17 protein-coding genes are annotated in these 16,268 nt (G+C 37.9%); 4 read left to right on the top strand and 13 right to left on the bottom strand.

The features are described from left to right. Positions 1-25 precede the first annotated feature (25 nt). Positions 26-241, top strand: coding sequence for a DUF4440 domain-containing protein (locus CY0110_RS31545; protein WP_332306409.1), 216 nt, complete (start codon positions 26-28; stop codon positions 239-241). On the opposite strand, the gene CY0110_RS19260 is transcribed toward CY0110_RS31545, so the two are convergent. After that, positions 158-691, bottom strand: a complete 534-nt coding sequence (locus CY0110_RS19260) for a GIY-YIG nuclease family protein (RefSeq protein WP_008277202.1) — start codon at positions 689-691, stop codon at positions 158-160. The two genes, CY0110_RS31545 and CY0110_RS19260, sit on opposite strands and share 84 nt — an antisense overlap. Beyond that, the gene (locus CY0110_RS19255; RefSeq protein WP_008277201.1) at positions 666-1,061 is read right to left on the bottom strand and encodes a YybH family protein; all 396 of its coding nucleotides are present in this window, start codon (positions 1,059-1,061) and stop codon (positions 666-668) included. The genes CY0110_RS19260 and CY0110_RS19255 overlap by 26 nt, the downstream gene beginning before the upstream one ends. Before the next feature lie 55 nt (positions 1,062-1,116). Here CY0110_RS19255 and CY0110_RS19250 point away from each other — a divergent pair, with 55 nt between their 5' ends. Continuing rightward, a complete protein-coding gene (locus CY0110_RS19250; RefSeq protein ID WP_008277200.1) occupies positions 1,117-1,842 on the top strand; it encodes a class I SAM-dependent methyltransferase in 726 nt (241 codons plus the stop codon). A gap of 145 nt (positions 1,843-1,987) precedes the next feature. Here the strand turns inward: CY0110_RS19250 and CY0110_RS19245 are convergent, their stop codons facing one another. Both CY0110_RS19245 and CY0110_RS19240 read right to left on the bottom strand, forming a co-directional pair. Beyond that, positions 1,988-2,398 carry a CAAD domain-containing protein gene (locus CY0110_RS19245; protein WP_008277199.1) on the bottom strand — a complete coding sequence of 137 codons (411 nt, stop codon included), beginning with the start codon at positions 2,396-2,398 and terminating at the stop codon, positions 1,988-1,990. 207 nt (positions 2,399-2,605) lie between these two features. Then, entirely contained in the window at positions 2,606-3,481 is an 876-nt protein-coding gene (locus CY0110_RS19240) for a 6-pyruvoyl trahydropterin synthase family protein (protein ID WP_008277198.1), read from the bottom strand. Between the two features lie 533 nt (positions 3,482-4,014). Here CY0110_RS19240 and CY0110_RS19235 point away from each other — a divergent pair. Next, the gene (locus CY0110_RS19235) at positions 4,015-4,575 is read left to right on the top strand and encodes a low-redox potential cytochrome (RefSeq protein WP_008277197.1); all 561 of its coding nucleotides are present in this window, start codon (positions 4,015-4,017) and stop codon (positions 4,573-4,575) included. 34 nt (positions 4,576-4,609) lie between these two features. On the opposite strand, the gene CY0110_RS19230 is transcribed toward CY0110_RS19235, so the two are convergent. From CY0110_RS19230 to CY0110_RS19190, 9 genes are all read right to left on the bottom strand, one after another. After that, positions 4,610-5,617, bottom strand: coding sequence for a helix-turn-helix domain-containing protein (locus CY0110_RS19230; RefSeq protein ID WP_008277196.1), 1,008 nt, complete (start codon positions 5,615-5,617; stop codon positions 4,610-4,612). 2 nt (positions 5,618-5,619) lie between these two features. Further along, a complete protein-coding gene (locus CY0110_RS19225) occupies positions 5,620-6,399 on the bottom strand; it encodes a pseudouridine synthase (RefSeq protein WP_008277195.1) in 780 nt (259 codons plus the stop codon). 118 nt (positions 6,400-6,517) lie between these two features. Beyond that, positions 6,518-7,522 (bottom strand): glutathione S-transferase family protein, encoded by a 1,005-nt coding sequence (locus tag CY0110_RS19220; RefSeq protein WP_008277194.1) that lies wholly within the window; start codon positions 7,520-7,522, stop codon positions 6,518-6,520. Positions 7,523-7,632: 110 nt separating this feature from the next. Next, entirely contained in the window at positions 7,633-8,820 is a 1,188-nt protein-coding gene (locus CY0110_RS19215) for an MFS transporter (RefSeq protein ID WP_008277193.1), read from the bottom strand. 13 nt (positions 8,821-8,833) lie between these two features. Next, on the bottom strand, positions 8,834-9,733 hold the full coding sequence (locus CY0110_RS19210; RefSeq protein WP_035800035.1) for an alpha/beta fold hydrolase: 900 nt from the start codon (positions 9,731-9,733) through the stop codon (positions 8,834-8,836). A 104-nt stretch (positions 9,734-9,837) separates the two neighbouring features. Further along, positions 9,838-10,866, bottom strand: coding sequence for a dihydroorotate dehydrogenase-like protein (locus CY0110_RS19205; RefSeq protein WP_008277191.1), 1,029 nt, complete (start codon positions 10,864-10,866; stop codon positions 9,838-9,840). A gap of 206 nt (positions 10,867-11,072) precedes the next feature. Further along, positions 11,073-11,993, bottom strand: coding sequence for an ornithine carbamoyltransferase (argF, locus tag CY0110_RS19200; protein WP_198139210.1), 921 nt, complete (start codon positions 11,991-11,993; stop codon positions 11,073-11,075). A gap of 434 nt (positions 11,994-12,427) precedes the next feature. Further along, positions 12,428-14,233, bottom strand: a complete 1,806-nt coding sequence (locus CY0110_RS19195) for a hypothetical protein (protein WP_008277189.1) — start codon at positions 14,231-14,233, stop codon at positions 12,428-12,430. A gap of 26 nt (positions 14,234-14,259) precedes the next feature. After that, on the bottom strand, positions 14,260-14,499 hold the full coding sequence (locus tag CY0110_RS19190; protein ID WP_008277188.1) for a DUF4278 domain-containing protein: 240 nt from the start codon (positions 14,497-14,499) through the stop codon (positions 14,260-14,262). A gap of 222 nt (positions 14,500-14,721) precedes the next feature. Between CY0110_RS19190 and CY0110_RS19185 the strand changes: the two genes are divergently transcribed. Next, complete coding sequence (locus tag CY0110_RS19185; protein WP_035800048.1) at positions 14,722-16,239, top strand: hypothetical protein; 1,518 nt, start codon at positions 14,722-14,724, stop codon at positions 16,237-16,239. Positions 16,240-16,268 lie beyond the last annotated feature (29 nt).

Raw genomic sequence — 16,268 nt, 5'->3', positions numbered from 1 at the left:
AGGTATTGAAACTTCTATCCAAGGAATGTTAAGAAGTTCCAATCGTAACCCAGGAGAAAGAACAATTACAATTGAAACAATCCGATTTTTAAATCCAAATGTTGCCATTGTGGATACAAAATATGAAATTAAACTAGAGAGTAATCAAGTGAGAAATTTATGGAGTACCTTTATCGTTGTACAGCAAGAAGGTAACTGGAAAATTGCTGCGATTCGTAATATGTCGCCGGCTCAAAGATAATATTTTTATGGGATAATTACTCAATAATTTTTCTAGTTTTGGTTTAACTTTGTAGTAAAATAAATGAGTAGAGCAATGGCAGTCTGAAGAACCAAATTTATTAATAGGAATGCTTGAATTTTCTTCTTTTAAGAATAAATCAGACCATTGATGTTCTCGCTTAATGCTATCAGTTGTGTAACAAAATTCAATAGGTTCCAAATAAGGTCTAATATAATCTAAATGCCAATGATGACGTTTATTTATTTTTAAATGTCTTTCTATCCGTGATTGTAATCCACCCCTTCCAAAAGCACTACCAATATAACAGTAATAACCAGGAACAATTTGATAAATTCCTAGTTTTCCCACGGTAACTTGTGATAAAATTGAGCAGTAAAAAACTAAACAGTAAGTTCCTGTTTGAGAAGGTAAAGGTAAACATTTATCTTCGGATAATTGGACTACCATGATGATGAACTAAAGACCATTTTTGAGCCATTTTTCTAAAGCCATTGGTGGCTATTGATTGAGCTTCTAAACGCCTTCCATTATTGATTTGGGTTACCTTCTCAATGAGTATAATATAAGCTACTTCTTGACCCATATCAATATTAATAATTTCTGTGTCAATTTCTAAATAATCAGTATTTTTAAAAATAGTTTCCCAAGAAGAACGAATAGCATCCCATCCCTTAATAACATTACCTCCAGGATGGACACAGGTACTACTTGAACCCTGCCACCAAACTTGATTCATCACCTTTATATCTCTTTTTTCAAACCCTCGATAAAAAGCTTGATTGATAGCAATTAATTCCGATTTTTCATCAGTCGTCATAATATAGATAAAGAATAGAGTTACAATTATTATATATTAAGTTTTGGGACGGTTCATGAATCAATCAACCACGATTTATCCAGGAGAAGTTTTTGCCGATACAAAAACATTTGACACAGGAATTCGTCAATTAATCCCCCATTATGATTTAATGCTTGATACTCTTGTCGCTTGTGTTCCCATAGACACCCGTCATGTTTTAGACTTAGGTTGTGGAACTGGAGAACTTAGTCTTAAATTACTCAAACATTGTCCCGATGCCAAAATAGTCGCCCTTGATTATTCTCCGAGAATGATCAAAATGGCGCAATCTAAACTGGAAAAAACCCCATTTAGCGATCGCATTACTTTCATTGAAGCTGATTTTGGAGCATGGGCAAATGGAGAAATAAAAGAGAAAATCGGTAGTAATTTCAATGCTTGTGTTTCTTCTTTAGCCATTCATCATTTAACAGATGAAATGAAGTATAAATTATTAACTTGTGTGGCTAAAAATTTAACCAGTGGTGGCTGTTTTTGGAATGCCGATCCTATTTTACAAGAAGCATCACAATTACAAACAATTTATTCCAGGGTAAGAGAAGAATGGACAGCTAACCAAGGAACTACAATCGCAAAAGTTCGTTCTCAAATAGGCAATAGTCAACCAAAAGGTCATTCCGGACCGGATCGTTTAACGACCTTAAGAACCCATTTAACCATGCTGTCTTCAGTGGGATTTAAAACTGTCGACGTTCCTTGGCGATTTTTTGGATTAGCTGTTTTGGGTGGTTGGATTTGAATGAAGTCAGAAGTTAAATTTATTCTCTAGCTAATATTGAGAATTGGTATTAAGGACTTCTCCTGAAATTCTGTTAAAAAAAGAAAAAATCCTCCGAACTTTAATGATCGGAGGGATTCAAAAAACGGTATAAATGCAGTTAAATTTAGGCGTTATCACCAAACATTTGATTTTTAATCGCATCAAACTCGGCTAATAACTCTTTACGGTTCGATGCTTTCCAGAGATAACGCCAAACAAACCAAGCACTATAACCTAAGCCAACCATTTCTAATAGAGGGGCTAATAGGGGGATATCATCAACTGCGCCTAAAACAGCGACGATAATTTTGACAGTAATAATCGCTAAAAGTGACAGTCCTACAATGGTTAGGGGTTGTTTGTACTCACTAAAAAACTCTCCCAAATATTCGGGAACTTTAGCGAGGATCTGCATTACATAATCGAATGATTCTTGCCAGGGTTGATCTCCCATACCAGATGATTTAGTAAGGGTTCCGGGGGCTTCTGAACTCAAATCTTTGGGGGTGGTTTGTTCTTGAACTTTAGATTCCATATTGGCTTGATCCTTCTAAAAATCTCAGAATTGGATGTTTGAAACGCAACCAGACAATCAAACTATATAACAGACTGTCTAATTGTTGCTAATGTTATTAGACACCAATAAAATAAAAGGTATCTTCTTTCAGTTTAAAGCCCCAGGAAACACCCTAGGGCTACCCTGAGTCTCTAAGTCACACTCAAGGCAATAATGTTACATTAGTTAATGAAGTGTCACTAATTGAGGGGCTTGTTGAGAGGGTAGATTTAAGGACTCAGCAGAAGTACCACAATAGATTTCACAGGAATTATTAGGACTTTCAATTAATTTAACTTTTTCCAGTTGGGCCCCTAGTTTTTGAATTGGTTGTTCTAGAAGTTGGGCGATATAAAGAGCAATATTTTCGGCTGTAGGGACAACCTCAGCAAAGTAAGGCACATCTTTATTCAAAAAATTATGATCAAAAGGTTCCACGACATAATCATCTACAATAGTTTGCAGTTCCCCTAAATCAACGATCATGCCAGTATGGGGATCAATCTCTCCGCTAACAGACACCTCTAGGTGATAATTATGACCGTGGCCGTGGGTTCGGGCGCATTTACCATAAATTTTGGTGTTTTCTTCTAAACTGAGGTCTGGACGAGCAAGACGATGGGCTGCACTAAAATGGGTTTGAATGGTTAACGTCGCTTTCATGGCATTTCCTTGATATTCGGCCCAGAGTTGGGGATGTTCAAATAGTTGTATTTTTACGATGGGTAAATGGGGAGCTAACCGTTGCCAGATAACTCTCGCCAGGTTTTCGGTGGTGGGTAGGGTGGTTTGAAAGTCCTCCCAAATATCATTGAGGTAACTGTAGTCAAGTTGAGAGGTAACTTCTTGTTTAATGACCTGTTTGACAGTAGATAGGTTCTCTACCATGCCATATTGGTCAATCTCGCCCCATAGAGAGACGAAAAGGACATAATTATGACCATGACCAGGGAAACGGCTACAGGCACCAAAGACTTGCTTATTTTTGGCTTCGTCCCATTCTGGCAACCAATAACGATGACTGGCACTAAATTGGGCGCGACGGTTGATAATACATTGCATAATTAATGATTACAAATTCCCTTATGTAACGTTTCGTAACGTCACTTTTTTTCTAGCATAAACTGTTTTGGAACATTTTCAGTCATCCGTAGGGTGGGCAATGCCTACCTTACAATCTTGTCATTCTGAGTTAGGAGAAATTAAGATTTCAAATTTTAATCCATCAACGCTTATTGTTTGTTGTTCTAGATCAGCTAATATGTCTTTAACTTTAAGTTGATTGGTTTTACTTTTTTCTTTGATTTCATAATATTTTCATTATAATTAGTATAACGATAGTTTAAATTCTAATTAATTTTAACAACTCAACTTAAGTTTTATAGGTGTGCAAAATGCTCTAATTTATGATTCAATAAGAAAATTCTTTTATTTGCTGACCTTACTATTTTTAAAATTTATTTTTGCTGTTATTTCTTATTTAATATTAATTAGCAGACAAAAGATAATCAGTAACCGTTAATATAGATTGAGCCACAAACTCATCAACATGAGAATTCTCTGGGTTGCTAGTTTAAAATTAATTAATTCAAAATATGCTGAAATTACGAAAATTCTTTCATTTTAAACGGTCAAATCTTTTATATTTAGTGATTTCTCTAGCTATCCTACTATGGTGTGTCAGTGTAGGTTCTGCATTTACCCACGCTTTAGCAGCCAAACCGAGTCATACCCTAGCACAATCTCAATCTATCGGTCCTCTTGGTCCAAATCGTTCGACGGTTGAAGCCGGAAAAGACATTTATCTCTCTACTTGTTCGGGGTGTCATATTGCCATTCCTCCAGAAGTGTTACCGACAGAAACTTGGCAAGAACTACTAGAAAACCCTCAAAAACATTATGGAACATCAGTTCCTAACATGATTCGTCTGAGTCAAGTATTAATGTGGGATTATCTTAAAAGCAATTCTCGCCCTATTTTGCTCAAAGATGCCCCCGTTCCTTATTATATTGAGCAATCTCAGTATTTTAAAATTCTTCATCCTCGTGTTGAATTCAATGAACCTATCAACACCAAAAATTGTGTGGTTTGTCATCCAGGAGTAAAAGATTTTAATTATCGTACTTTGACAGCAGAATGGGAAGATTCGCCATAAACAGTAATCAGTGAACAGTTATCAGCAAACACCTTTACTCTTGCTGATTGACTGTGTCTTTTTGTTTTGAATTATTAGAAATATTCGGAAGAGAATAAGTTACCTTTTTGCTTTCTCCTAATTTACCTAATCGTTTTGCATTTTGATTATTAAATGTGACTAAAATTAAGCCAGCGTTGCTTGCTTCGAGGGTAATATTTTTATTAGCTTCCCACGTTTTTTGGGTTTCTTTGGTTAATGTTCCCTCAAAGGTGGTTTTTCCATCTACTATGACTTTTAAGGTTGATTTTCCTTTACTATGAACCTTAATTATGACTGGTTTTTTGATCAGAGGTGGAGGAGGAGAAACCACCACAGGAACGGGTAATTCTTCGATCGCCCCTTCTGTTGCAGCCCGTTTTAAAGTATTAGAAATGCTCTGAACGGAAATAACCACAATAATAATATATAAAAAATAAAGATGTAAGGGACGAAATTGTAAAACAGGAAAGAAAAAACGAAACCTAGAAGAACTTTGAGACTTAGGATTACTATCCAGGGGAAAACTTTCTGATAAACTTTTTCCATCTAACCCTAAAAAATCTGCAAACTTTTTAATAAAACTACGGGTATATATAGCTTCAGGTAATTCCTCTAATTTGGCTTTTTCAATGGCTTCTAATAATGCCAAAGAAATACGAGTCTCTCCAGAAATAAGAGCGAGACTTAATCCCTGTTTTTGACGTTCATTATATAATTGTTGTCCAATATCTTCTAATATTTGTTTCTGTAATTTTTTAGGATCAAAATAATGTTTTTTTTGTTTAGGAAATTTAGATAATAACTTAAGTAATAGTTTCAGATAAATTGTTTTTTTAGAGGGTGGAGAGGGTGGTTTTTCTCCGTTTGATTCCTCGCTGGTTTTATAACCATTTAAGATAAATTTATCCCACAATTGTTGCCATCGACTATTTTCAGCCACCACAGGAGTCTGACACTGAGATTCTTGGGTGTGATTAGTTTTGTGATGAGGAGAATTAAGTGACGATTGTTTCCTGGACATATCTATTCAATCAGCTTCCCTTCCGTGTCAGTGATAAGGTTGGTGCGACGCTTAAGAAAACGAATCTCTGAAGGGGTAAGCAAACGATAGTGGCCGTTGGGTAAGCTACTTTCGTTAGGAGAAGATAAAACAAGAGAACCAATAGCAGTGCGATGGAGTCGAAGAACATGGAAACCAAGGTGTTGAACAATATGACGAATTTGGCGATTTCTTCCTTCAGTAAGAATCACTTTCAAGCGAGTATTTTGACGATAACGACAAATCACTTCTACTTGAGCCGGTAAAGTCTTTTTGCCCATTAGCATAACACCTTCACGCCATTGTTGTAATCTTTCTTCTGTAGGATGTCCTTGAATCAAGACTTCATAGGTTTTGGGCAAATGGTAACGGGGATGGGTTAATCTCAGAGTTAACTCTCCGTCATTGGTCAACAGTAAAGCGCCAGATGAGTTAAAATCGAGTCTTCCTACGGGGTGGATTCCTGTCCCTTTACTTAATTGTTTGGGTAATAAATCTAAGACAATTGATCGATTTTGGGGATCATCACAGGTGCAAACCACTCCGACGGGTTTATTGATTAATATGTAAAGTAATTGAGGTCGTTGACTAGGTTGAATCATTCGACCGTCTACTTCTAGGCGATCGCAACTCGGATCAGCTTTATCTCCTAATGTCACGATTTCCCCATTTAATTTAACTCGTCCAGCAATAATCATATCCTCAGCATGACGACGGGAAGCAACTCCCCATTGAGATAAAATTTTTTGCACCCGTTGAACCATAAGTTATTGACCTCGCCTTTGCCGATCTTGTTTCATCTTCCTTTTTTGTCCAATCTCCTCACCCTTACTTTGAATGTTAATGATAGAATGATAATGGATTTTAGCTTAATTTATCAACTCATTCTTTGACAGCAGAAAGCTTGATATTTTCCCGATTATGAGGCAATAATAAGTCTTGTTGGTTAGGTCCTGATGGGATAATGCCTCCTGGATTAAGGGGAAATAAATTACTATAGTAATCTTGTTTGACTTTTGTTAAATTGCAAGTAGAAGACACCCCAGGCAATTGATAAATATCTTGTAAATAACCGTATAAATTTTTATAGTCTCGAATGCGACGCTTATTACATTTAAACAATCCATAATAAACGGCATCAAAGCGAAACAAAGTCGTAAACAGTCTCACATCGGCTAAGGTAATCGTTTGCCCACATAAATAACGATGATTGGTTAATATTTTTTCTAGTTCATCAAGAGTTAAAAATAACTCATCACAGGCTTGTTCATAGGCGGATTGAGTTTGAGCAAAACCACAACGATACACTCCATTATTAACAGTGTGATAAATACGATCATTTAAGCTGTCAATTTGTTCTTTTTGTGAAGTCGGATAAAGATCAAGTTCTGCTTGCTTTGCCCATTCATTAAATTCTCGATTCAGAATTTTAATAATGTCGGCACTTTCGTTATTGACAACGGTTTGAGTTTGTTTGTCCCATAAAACCGGCACTGTTGCCCTTCCTTGATAACCAGGTTGACTCCGTTGATAAACGTCCCTCAAACTTCGACAACCCTCTTGTGGCGTTTCTAACATCCACCCGCCTTCCGTTGCTTCTCCCCTCACCCAAACCAAGGAAATCGCTGATTCTAGACCTTTTAAAGCACGAACCACTAAAGTCCGATGGGCCCAAGGACAACCGATGCCAACGTACAAAGCATAACGGCCAGATTCGGGTTTATAGAGGTTCTGAGCTTGCTTATTGATATCATGACGAAATTCGCTTTCAGGTCGTATATACGCCCCTGTTTCGTTGCGAGGGGCTAACTGAGACATCATTTGATGCCACATGGTTGTCCAGACAAATTTACCTAATTTAATGATAATGGTTGAGGGAAGAGACATATTTATTGAGGGAATAGGGAGTCAGGTGTAGGGTATGGGGAGCAGGGAGATAGAAATAATATTTCTTTATAGTATTCTTCTTTGTAGTTCATACATAATAAGTATTTCTTTTAGATAGCTTTTAATTTAATCAAGTTTCGCCAACAAAATAAACCAAAGACTAAAAAGACGATACCTGTTATTGTTAATGATAAATTTAAGGATTTTTGATCTGCTAACCACCCCGAAGCTGTTCCAATAATAGCAAAACCCAACCGAAAAATAAAGCTTTTAATAGAAAACATTGTTGCCCGTGAAGTAGAAGAAACTAGCTTATTAAGTCCTTCATTGAGTAAAGGATTCACCCAACCTCTAACTCCATAAATAATAGCAACAAATATAATGCCCCAAGCTTGATGAATGATGCCTAAAAAGATATAAGAACTTCCCAATAATATAATTAAGAATAATAAACTTTTTTTCAATCCTAATTTTTCTTCTAGATTATTAGTAGAGAGAGAAGCTAAACTCATCACCCCATGAAACCCAACCCAAACTACTCCAAACCAAGCTGTCGGTACATTATAATTTGATAAGTAAGTTTGAGATAACCAAACAATTAAAAAAGTAGCCACTGAAAACGTGGCACTGAATAAAATAAACCAGCGAATTGAAGCATTAATCAGCAAAGCATTTTTGACAATTGACCATAAATTTTGTGACTCTTGGGGCAGTTGTAGATCATCATTATTCGGTTCAATTAATTGGGTTGACAAGAAACAATAAATCATCAAGCAAATGGTTTGCAAATAAAAAGGATAAACTAAATTATATTGAGCGGTAAAAGCTCCAATTAAGCCACAAACCGCCTCACTAATCCCTGAAATCGCAATTAACTTTCCTTCAAATTTACGGTATTCTTCAGCGCGTTCTAATGTTAATAAGGTATCATAGGTTATTGCTGTATCAGCCCCAGAAATTAAACTACCCGCCACTCCTGTTAAGGCTTCTGCTACAATAAACCAGGAAAATGTCTCTTGAGTACAATAAACTAACCAACTAATAACCCAAATTCCACTACCACTAACAAGACAAAACTTTCTTCCCCATTGATCAGCAACATATCCTGAAGGTATTTCTAACAAAAAAAAGGAGATAGAAAGAACTGTTTTTAAGAAAATTGATTGCTCAATCGATAACCCATGAGATTCATAAAATAACATGATAGTGGGAATGGGAAACCAAGCAAAAGATAACCCTTTTAAAATCAAAAGTTTAGGTAAATTCCTTTGCAAAGCTAGTTTAGAATTTAAGGGCATACCAAAAGAGTTATCATGCTAAATCTTTAGTTAAAAAGCGACGAATTAAACCAATAGTTACCCCAGGTAATTCTAATTGTGGTGTTAAGCCAACCTCTTCGATAATTTCAAATGCTTTGATGAAAGTAGGATTCATTTGAGCTAATTTTAGACCAATTTCAGGGCCAGTAAACTGAGATTTTCTCCCCCAAATCATCGCCGTAGGAGTAGTTAATTTTTCAATATATTCTGCGAGATCAAAACATAAATCTCCCCTGACAAAAGATAAAGCACTATATTCAGCTAATGGTTGAGTGGCCGAGTCTAAATAAGCGGAGACAATTTCAGGATAAACGCGATCACTATTAGCAAATTGACGGTTTTCTAAAAAATTACGAATTCCCGTTTCATTGGCCACCCCAAAGTCATAAATAAACCGATCTATAACGGGAGTCGTAACCAATTTAGCAAAGAAACTTTGGCTATAATTTTCACCGAAATCAGATAATCCTGCTGGTGTGGTTAAAATTAAGGATTTAAACAACTCAGGCCGAGTAATGGCAACTCTAATCATAAAAGCTGCCGTTAAAGAAGAGGCGATCGCCGTTACGGGACCAGAATTAATTTCTTCGAGAAATTCAGGTAGGGTCGTCAAATAATCATCAATGGTATAGTTTCTTTCTAAATGGGATGATTGTCCCCAACCAATTAAGTCCGGTGCGATAATGCGGTATTCACTGGCAAACGCAGGATATACTTTTGACCATTCGTAAGCACTTGAACCACCCCCAAACCCATGAAAAAAGACCAATGTGGGACGATCTGATATTGTTTCTTCTGTGGTACACCAAGGAAGACCATCAGCCATATAATAGACCATGTTTCCAAGGCTAGTGGGCAGGTAATTTTTGTGGAACCCAGGAATATTTAACATTGTTATTTAAACTTATCTTCAATTCATATCTTAATGAAAAGGAAACGCCCTCACGGGGAACATTTATATTTTTCTCCCTCTGTTTCCTCTGCTACCTGCTTACTTCATACTAGAGGTGGATCTTGAAGCGATCGCCAAATGGGAGCATAGGTTTGTAAGGCTTTCATATATTGCGATCGTTCAAAGGCCGTCGGATCGGGACAATGAAGTTGAGAGAAACTACCTTGCATCTGTCGAATGGAACTGTATTCGTTTTCTTCCATCCAGTTACGTATTCCTTCTTCTAAGGTTCCTAAATAATGAATACCATGACGTAATAAAGCACTCACCACTTGGGTTATTTTTGCCCCGGCCATGACCATTTTAATAACGTCAGTTGAGTAATGAATGCCACTGGTAGCAGCCAAGTCTGCATCAATTTTTCCATATAAAATAGCGATCCAACGCATAGGAAGACGCATCGCTTGAGGGGTGCTTAAAAGAACATTAGGATGCACTTCTAAATTGTTTAAATCGATATCGGGTTGATAGAAACGATTGAATAAAACCAGACCATCAGCACCAGTTTCTCCTAACCGTTTAGCCATGTTAGCCATGTTACTAAAATAGGGACTTATTTTAATGGCAACAGGAATATTAATTTCTGATTTTACCGCTTTTAAAATGTCTAAATAGTTCTGTTCAATTTCTCCCCCCGAAATATCTAAATCCGTGGGAACATAATAAATATTAAGTTCTAAAGCATCGGCACCGGCTTGTTCAATTTGTTTAGAATAGTCTAACCATCCGCCCAACGTTGAGCCATTAATACTAGCAATAACTGGCATATCCACCATTGTTTTTGCTTGGTGAATATGATCTAAATATTCTTGAGAACCCACATGAAAAATCTCAGGTTCAGGGAAATAAGTTAAAGCCTCGGCAAAGCTTTCGGTACCGTGGGTTAAATGATGATGTAATTCAAGTTGTTCTTGTCGTAATTGTTCTTCAAAAAACGAGTGTAAAACAACGGCTGCAGCCCCTGCATCTTCCATTCTTTTTATGTTATCGGTTTCTTCAGTTAGTGGGGCGCAAGAACCTACAACTAAAGGAGATTTTAAGGTCATTCCCATATAGGTTGTTGTTAAGTCCATTCTTTGACTCCTAAATAATGATTTAATTTTAGTTTTATACTGATTATTTGACCAGTTTTTTTACAACTGTTTAATCTTTTTATTCTTTATTTCTTGTTGACTTTATACTTTTACTGTATCAATTTTATACTCCTTGATTGATAGGTTTATTTATTTGTAAAATTTAGTTACAAATGTTATTATTAATCTAGATTTTATCCTTCCTTCTAAATACCTAATAGACTAACCATTAAAGCTTTTTGAGCGTGCATTCTATTTTCAGCTTGATCCCACACTTTTGATTGTTTTCCTTCTATGACACTATCGGTTATTTCTTCTCCTCGGTGGGCGGGTAAACAGTGTAAAACAATAGCATCTTTATCTGCTTGATTTAACAGTTCGTCATTAATTTGATAAGATTGAAAAATAGGAATTCTTGATTCTGCTAAATTTTCTTGTCCCATACTTGCCCAAACATCAGTATAAAGAACATTAGAATCTTTAACCGCAGCAATCGGATCATCAGTTATGGTAATTTCAAAACCGGGTTTGGCTAACTGTTTAGCTTGTTCAATAATCATCGGTAACGGTTGATAATCTTTGGGGGTTGCTACTCTAATTTTCATCCCCATTAATGCCCCACCCAAAATAAGAGAATGAGCCACATTATTACCATCTCCTAAATAAGTTACCGTACTCCCTGCCAATTGACCAAAACATTCTTTAATAGTCATAAAATCTGCTAAAATTTGACAGGGATGTTCTAAATCGGTTAGCGCATTAATAATCGGAATTTCAGCATATTCGGCAAAGATTTCTAACTTTGATTGTTCAAAGGTACGGATAGCTAAAATATCTAAATAGCGATCTAACACCCTTGCTGTGTCCTTGGTAGGTTCTCCTCTGCCCACTTGCGTTACACTAGGGTTTAGATCGAGGACTTGTCCCCCAAGTTGATAGATAGCTGCACTAAAAGAGACACGAGTACGGGTAGAAGCTTTATCGAATAACAGTCCTAAGATTTTTTGACAACGAGGCGATCGCTGACCACTTTTTAACGCTGCACCTAAGTCTAGCACCTGAGTCATTTCCTCTGCACTGAGATCACCAATTCCTAAGATATCTCTTCCTTGGAGGGTTGTCATAATGGCTGTTATCCTCATCTGTTGAGGACTTCATTATAGCGACAGGGTTGGGGGTTATTAGCGAATCATAATTGAGATTTTATAATTGTTTTCACACTTATCAGTGATCAGTTAAATTAATTATTTCTGAATGATATAAAACGATTCAGATTTGGGAAGACTAGGAATAGATAACAACAAGTCAGCTTTGATAAAGACTTGCTTTTTCAAAACTCTTTTAATATTAATTCTCTTAATTGTCTCTCTTGTATTGTTTTACTTTTTTTTCATGGGTTCTCCTACTTAACCTCAGTTTATCTGAGGTTTTTTAATAATTTATTGATATCTCGTAACAGAAAAACCAAAAGGTTATACTATAGAAAAGTTTCAATGCTATTTAAGCAGCGATCGCTCTTCATGATAACCCCAAATTTTCTTTAAGAATCAAGAATCAAGAATCAAGACTGAATAAGCGAAGTGAATGTTAAAAGTTGCTGTTCAGCAGCATTAAGATCCCCCCTAACAATCACTGAATCCTCATTACTGAGATTAATCAGTAAATTGTGCTGATGGCGAGTAAAGCTAATTTGTCCGCCAACTTGTAGGTATTCAGTAAAATCGAAGGAATCACCCCCTTGAGCATTGATAACATCATCAGAGTCATGAAAACCGCGCACACGATTATCTAAATCATTGAGGAAAGTGACAGTGTTGCGTTTCTCAACAGTTCTTGGGTTTGAGTCGGCGTTGAAGACATCAAAACTATCTTGCACGGTAGTCTCGCCATCAAACAGAATGTTCCCAATCTGACTGTGCTGACCCCCAGGAATTGGCAAGTTATCGAGATTTTCGAGAGCAAAGTCCTTAAGAATCACTTGGGTATCATCGACCCCTTCAAAGCTGACAACTAAATCATCACCAGATTGGGCGAGGAGCAATTTTTCAGCAATTAATCCGTCTCCTGTAAATATTAGTTCATCAAAAGTTTCCCGAACTTCCAATGAGGGATTATCACCTGTACCTACACCCTGAAATCCTTCTACCTCAATAGTGCCATCACCTCGGTTAATTTTAATTGGATAGATATTGCTATCAGCATTTCCAGTTGATGCAGAATTTTGGATGAAACTGACTCCACCGAGATCCCGTAATCTACCACCTGACTGAGCGAAGATTGCACCACCTCGCCCTTGACCATTCTCAAAGCCAGTACCACCAACAGCAGAATTAAAGAGAAATGAACTGTTGCTGACGTTAAAGGTTGCGTTGTTAGAGACAAAAACTGCACCTCCTAAACCCGCACCGCCACCGCCTTGTCCACCGACACCACCGCTACCTGGACTGTCGCCAGTAAAGGTTACACGACCGTTACCTCCATTCGCCCCAGCGCGTCCGTCCCCAGCAAATGCACCACCTGCGCCCCCAGAACCACCAGCACCACCGGGGCGAGCTTGTCCTCCCAACACATTGGCACCGCCGCCACCACCGCCGCCGCCGCCGCCACCGCCAGCACCGTAGCTCCCATTCGCACCACGACCGCCGCCACCGCCACCCGTCGCATCTCGAAAAGCACCAGCACCACCAGCACCACCACCGCCACCACCGCCACTACCACCGCCGACACCAAAGCCTGCGCCGAAGACACCACTCACGCCGCCACCCGCTCCGAGACCTGTCGTTCCCACTATCCGACCACCAGCACCACCTCTACCGCCACCACTTGGGACGATACCGCCAATGGCGAAGAAACTCGGCAAACCGCCACTACCACCCGGAAAGCCATTACTCCCAGCCGAGGAATCATTTCCACCCCGTCCACCGTCGCCACGACCAGCAAAACTATTACCTCCCACTGCTCGGTTATCAAAAAACACAACATTATCTGCGGTGACATTCGCACCTGGATTCAGAAATAGGCCTCCTCCAGCCCCTAAACCTCCGCCACCACCTCGACTGCCGTTTCCTCCTTGAGCAAGACCTCTGTTAATGTGCAAACTATTAAATGTAACGGTGCTGTTGTTGATGAGAAATAGGGAAGTGCGTCCCTGTCCATTGAAGCCACTAATGCTAGTGCCATTACCCTGGAAGTTAATGTTATTGCCTGTTCTGATGACAATTGGGTTATTTAGTAGAGCAATGCCATTGATAATGATCGTATCAGTTCCCGGTAGGGCTTCTGCTGCCGTGACAGCCTCTCGTAGGCTCAAAAGCCCATCATTCGCATTAACAACATCGCTGGTTGTAGTAATGGTAAAAGTAGCCATAATTTTTATTCTCCTTTAGTTAGAAATTATTGAGCGATCGCAGGATTAAATTGGCAGCTTGAATCAATTTGAATAACAGAATCATTGGCTTCCCTTGAATAAGGAATCCCTCGATATTTGAGTAACGCTGAAGGTTGTTTTAAAACAGATTTATTTTGATGAATAAGGTAATTAATCCCTCTATATTTAGCCTGAATAGTATTATTATCTTGAGATGAAATAACCGATTTTTTTGAATATTGGCAACCGCGATAAGATAATTGCATGGGTATAACTCCTTGAGTGCTTTTTTGAAGTTATTACCGTTATAAATTTTTTAAAGATTAGTGTCGATACAGAAAAGTTAAGGAGTTAATTAAACTTAAAAACTTAACTTAGCCTTAACTTAAGATCCCGACTCAAATTTACTTAACTTTTCTACATTCTCATTCCTAAAAATATTTGATTAGATGGAAATATCAACTCAAAAAACAAACGGAGAAAGCACGATGCTATTAACTAATGAAACTCAGTCTCTCGATATAACAAACGGTGTTTCAGTTGACCCTGAAATAAACAGTTTCCCCGCAACTTTGGCTGTTTCTACTCCTCAAACAACTCTTGAAGGAACCCTGACTAATATTCCTTGGACAGATGGATTTACCCTGGGATCTGGGGTAGATGTGATTACAGGAAGCTTATTAGGATCTGCCTTAAAATCTTTTATGCCTAATCTCAATCCTATTAAAACATCCTCTGAATCCTATCGTTTTATTTCCGATGATAGTAGTTTAAATTTAGAAATTGGGGCGAGTGCGTCGGGAAGTTACAATTTCAATAACGTCAAAATTAGTGCATCAACGGAATTTTTAACTCAGATTAAATATTCAGAAACAAGTATTACTTTAATTGCTGAATATTCCTCTCTATTTGGTTATTCAGATCAACCTGTCAATTATGAATTAACCGAACAAGCGAAACAACTAGCAACAAATCCTGCACAATTTCGACAAACCTATGGGGATTATTTTATCGCTGATTCTCAACGAGGTTCACGCTTCTTAGCTGTTTATGTTTGTGAGACAAGCAGTGCCGAAAGTTTAGTAGAATTTAAAGCCAGTTTAGGGGCAGAAGTTCCCGAAGTCTTCAGTGCAGAAGGAAGTAGTCGCTTTATGCGGGCTGCTAGTGAACATCATGTGAGCATCTCTACTTATCTTTACCTGGAAGGTTACACAGGAACAGCCCCCAGTGGTCCTTGGAGTCCTCAAACCATCCTAGACGCTTTAAAATGGTTCAAAGCCAATGAAAAAGGCGAAAACATGAAAGCGGAGTTAAAGCACTATAGCACCATTATTCCTGGTTATCCGCGTACCATTCCCGTTGATCCTCGAATTTTTGTTGAATTAAGCCTTCTCTATAGTCAACTGTGGGATATTCGCGCCCGTTATGACTCTTTACCTAAGTATTATCAGGATCAATATAAAGTACCTTTTAATACCTTAAATTTAGGGATTGTTTCCAATCAGGACACTTTAGTTACAAATCCAACCTTGCGTAAATCCTATCAACAACAAGCCCAAATTTTGAAAGCGGATTTAGATGATGTAGCAGCGCGGATGGATTTCTATTTTGAAGTACAGGAATCCCTGAAAAATAATCCTGAACCCCCTGCAAATCACAAAATTAATGAAAGTAAAGGGGTAAATAAATGGATGTATGGATTAGATCAATACCTCAAAAGTGATGCGGTGGTGATTCATAAGAATCAGTATAACTTCAAAAAAGGCGTTAAAATTGGTCATAGTCATCATACCTTTGAGTTTGGTCCCGATAGTCGTTTTTTAATTGTCGGTTGGGAGGTGGTTTCTAATCGCACTGATGGTCATAATGGATCTTGGCGTAAAACTGTCTCACAAATTATCTTAAGGAATCATGCAACCATCATGGTTGAATCGGGTTACGACAGAGCAATGAATTGGAGTTTGATCGTCTATTATGTCGATGCTAAGGATTATCAATTTGAGTAATTTTTAGCGATAGGGGGAACTTTCCCCCT

The sequence above is a fragment of the Crocosphaera chwakensis CCY0110 genome (genome assembly GCF_000169335.1).
Classification (GTDB): domain Bacteria; phylum Cyanobacteriota; class Cyanobacteriia; order Cyanobacteriales; family Microcystaceae; genus Crocosphaera; species Crocosphaera chwakensis.
Note: the sequence above shows the minus strand (reverse complement) of the source record. Positions and strands in the feature narration are given on the sequence as shown.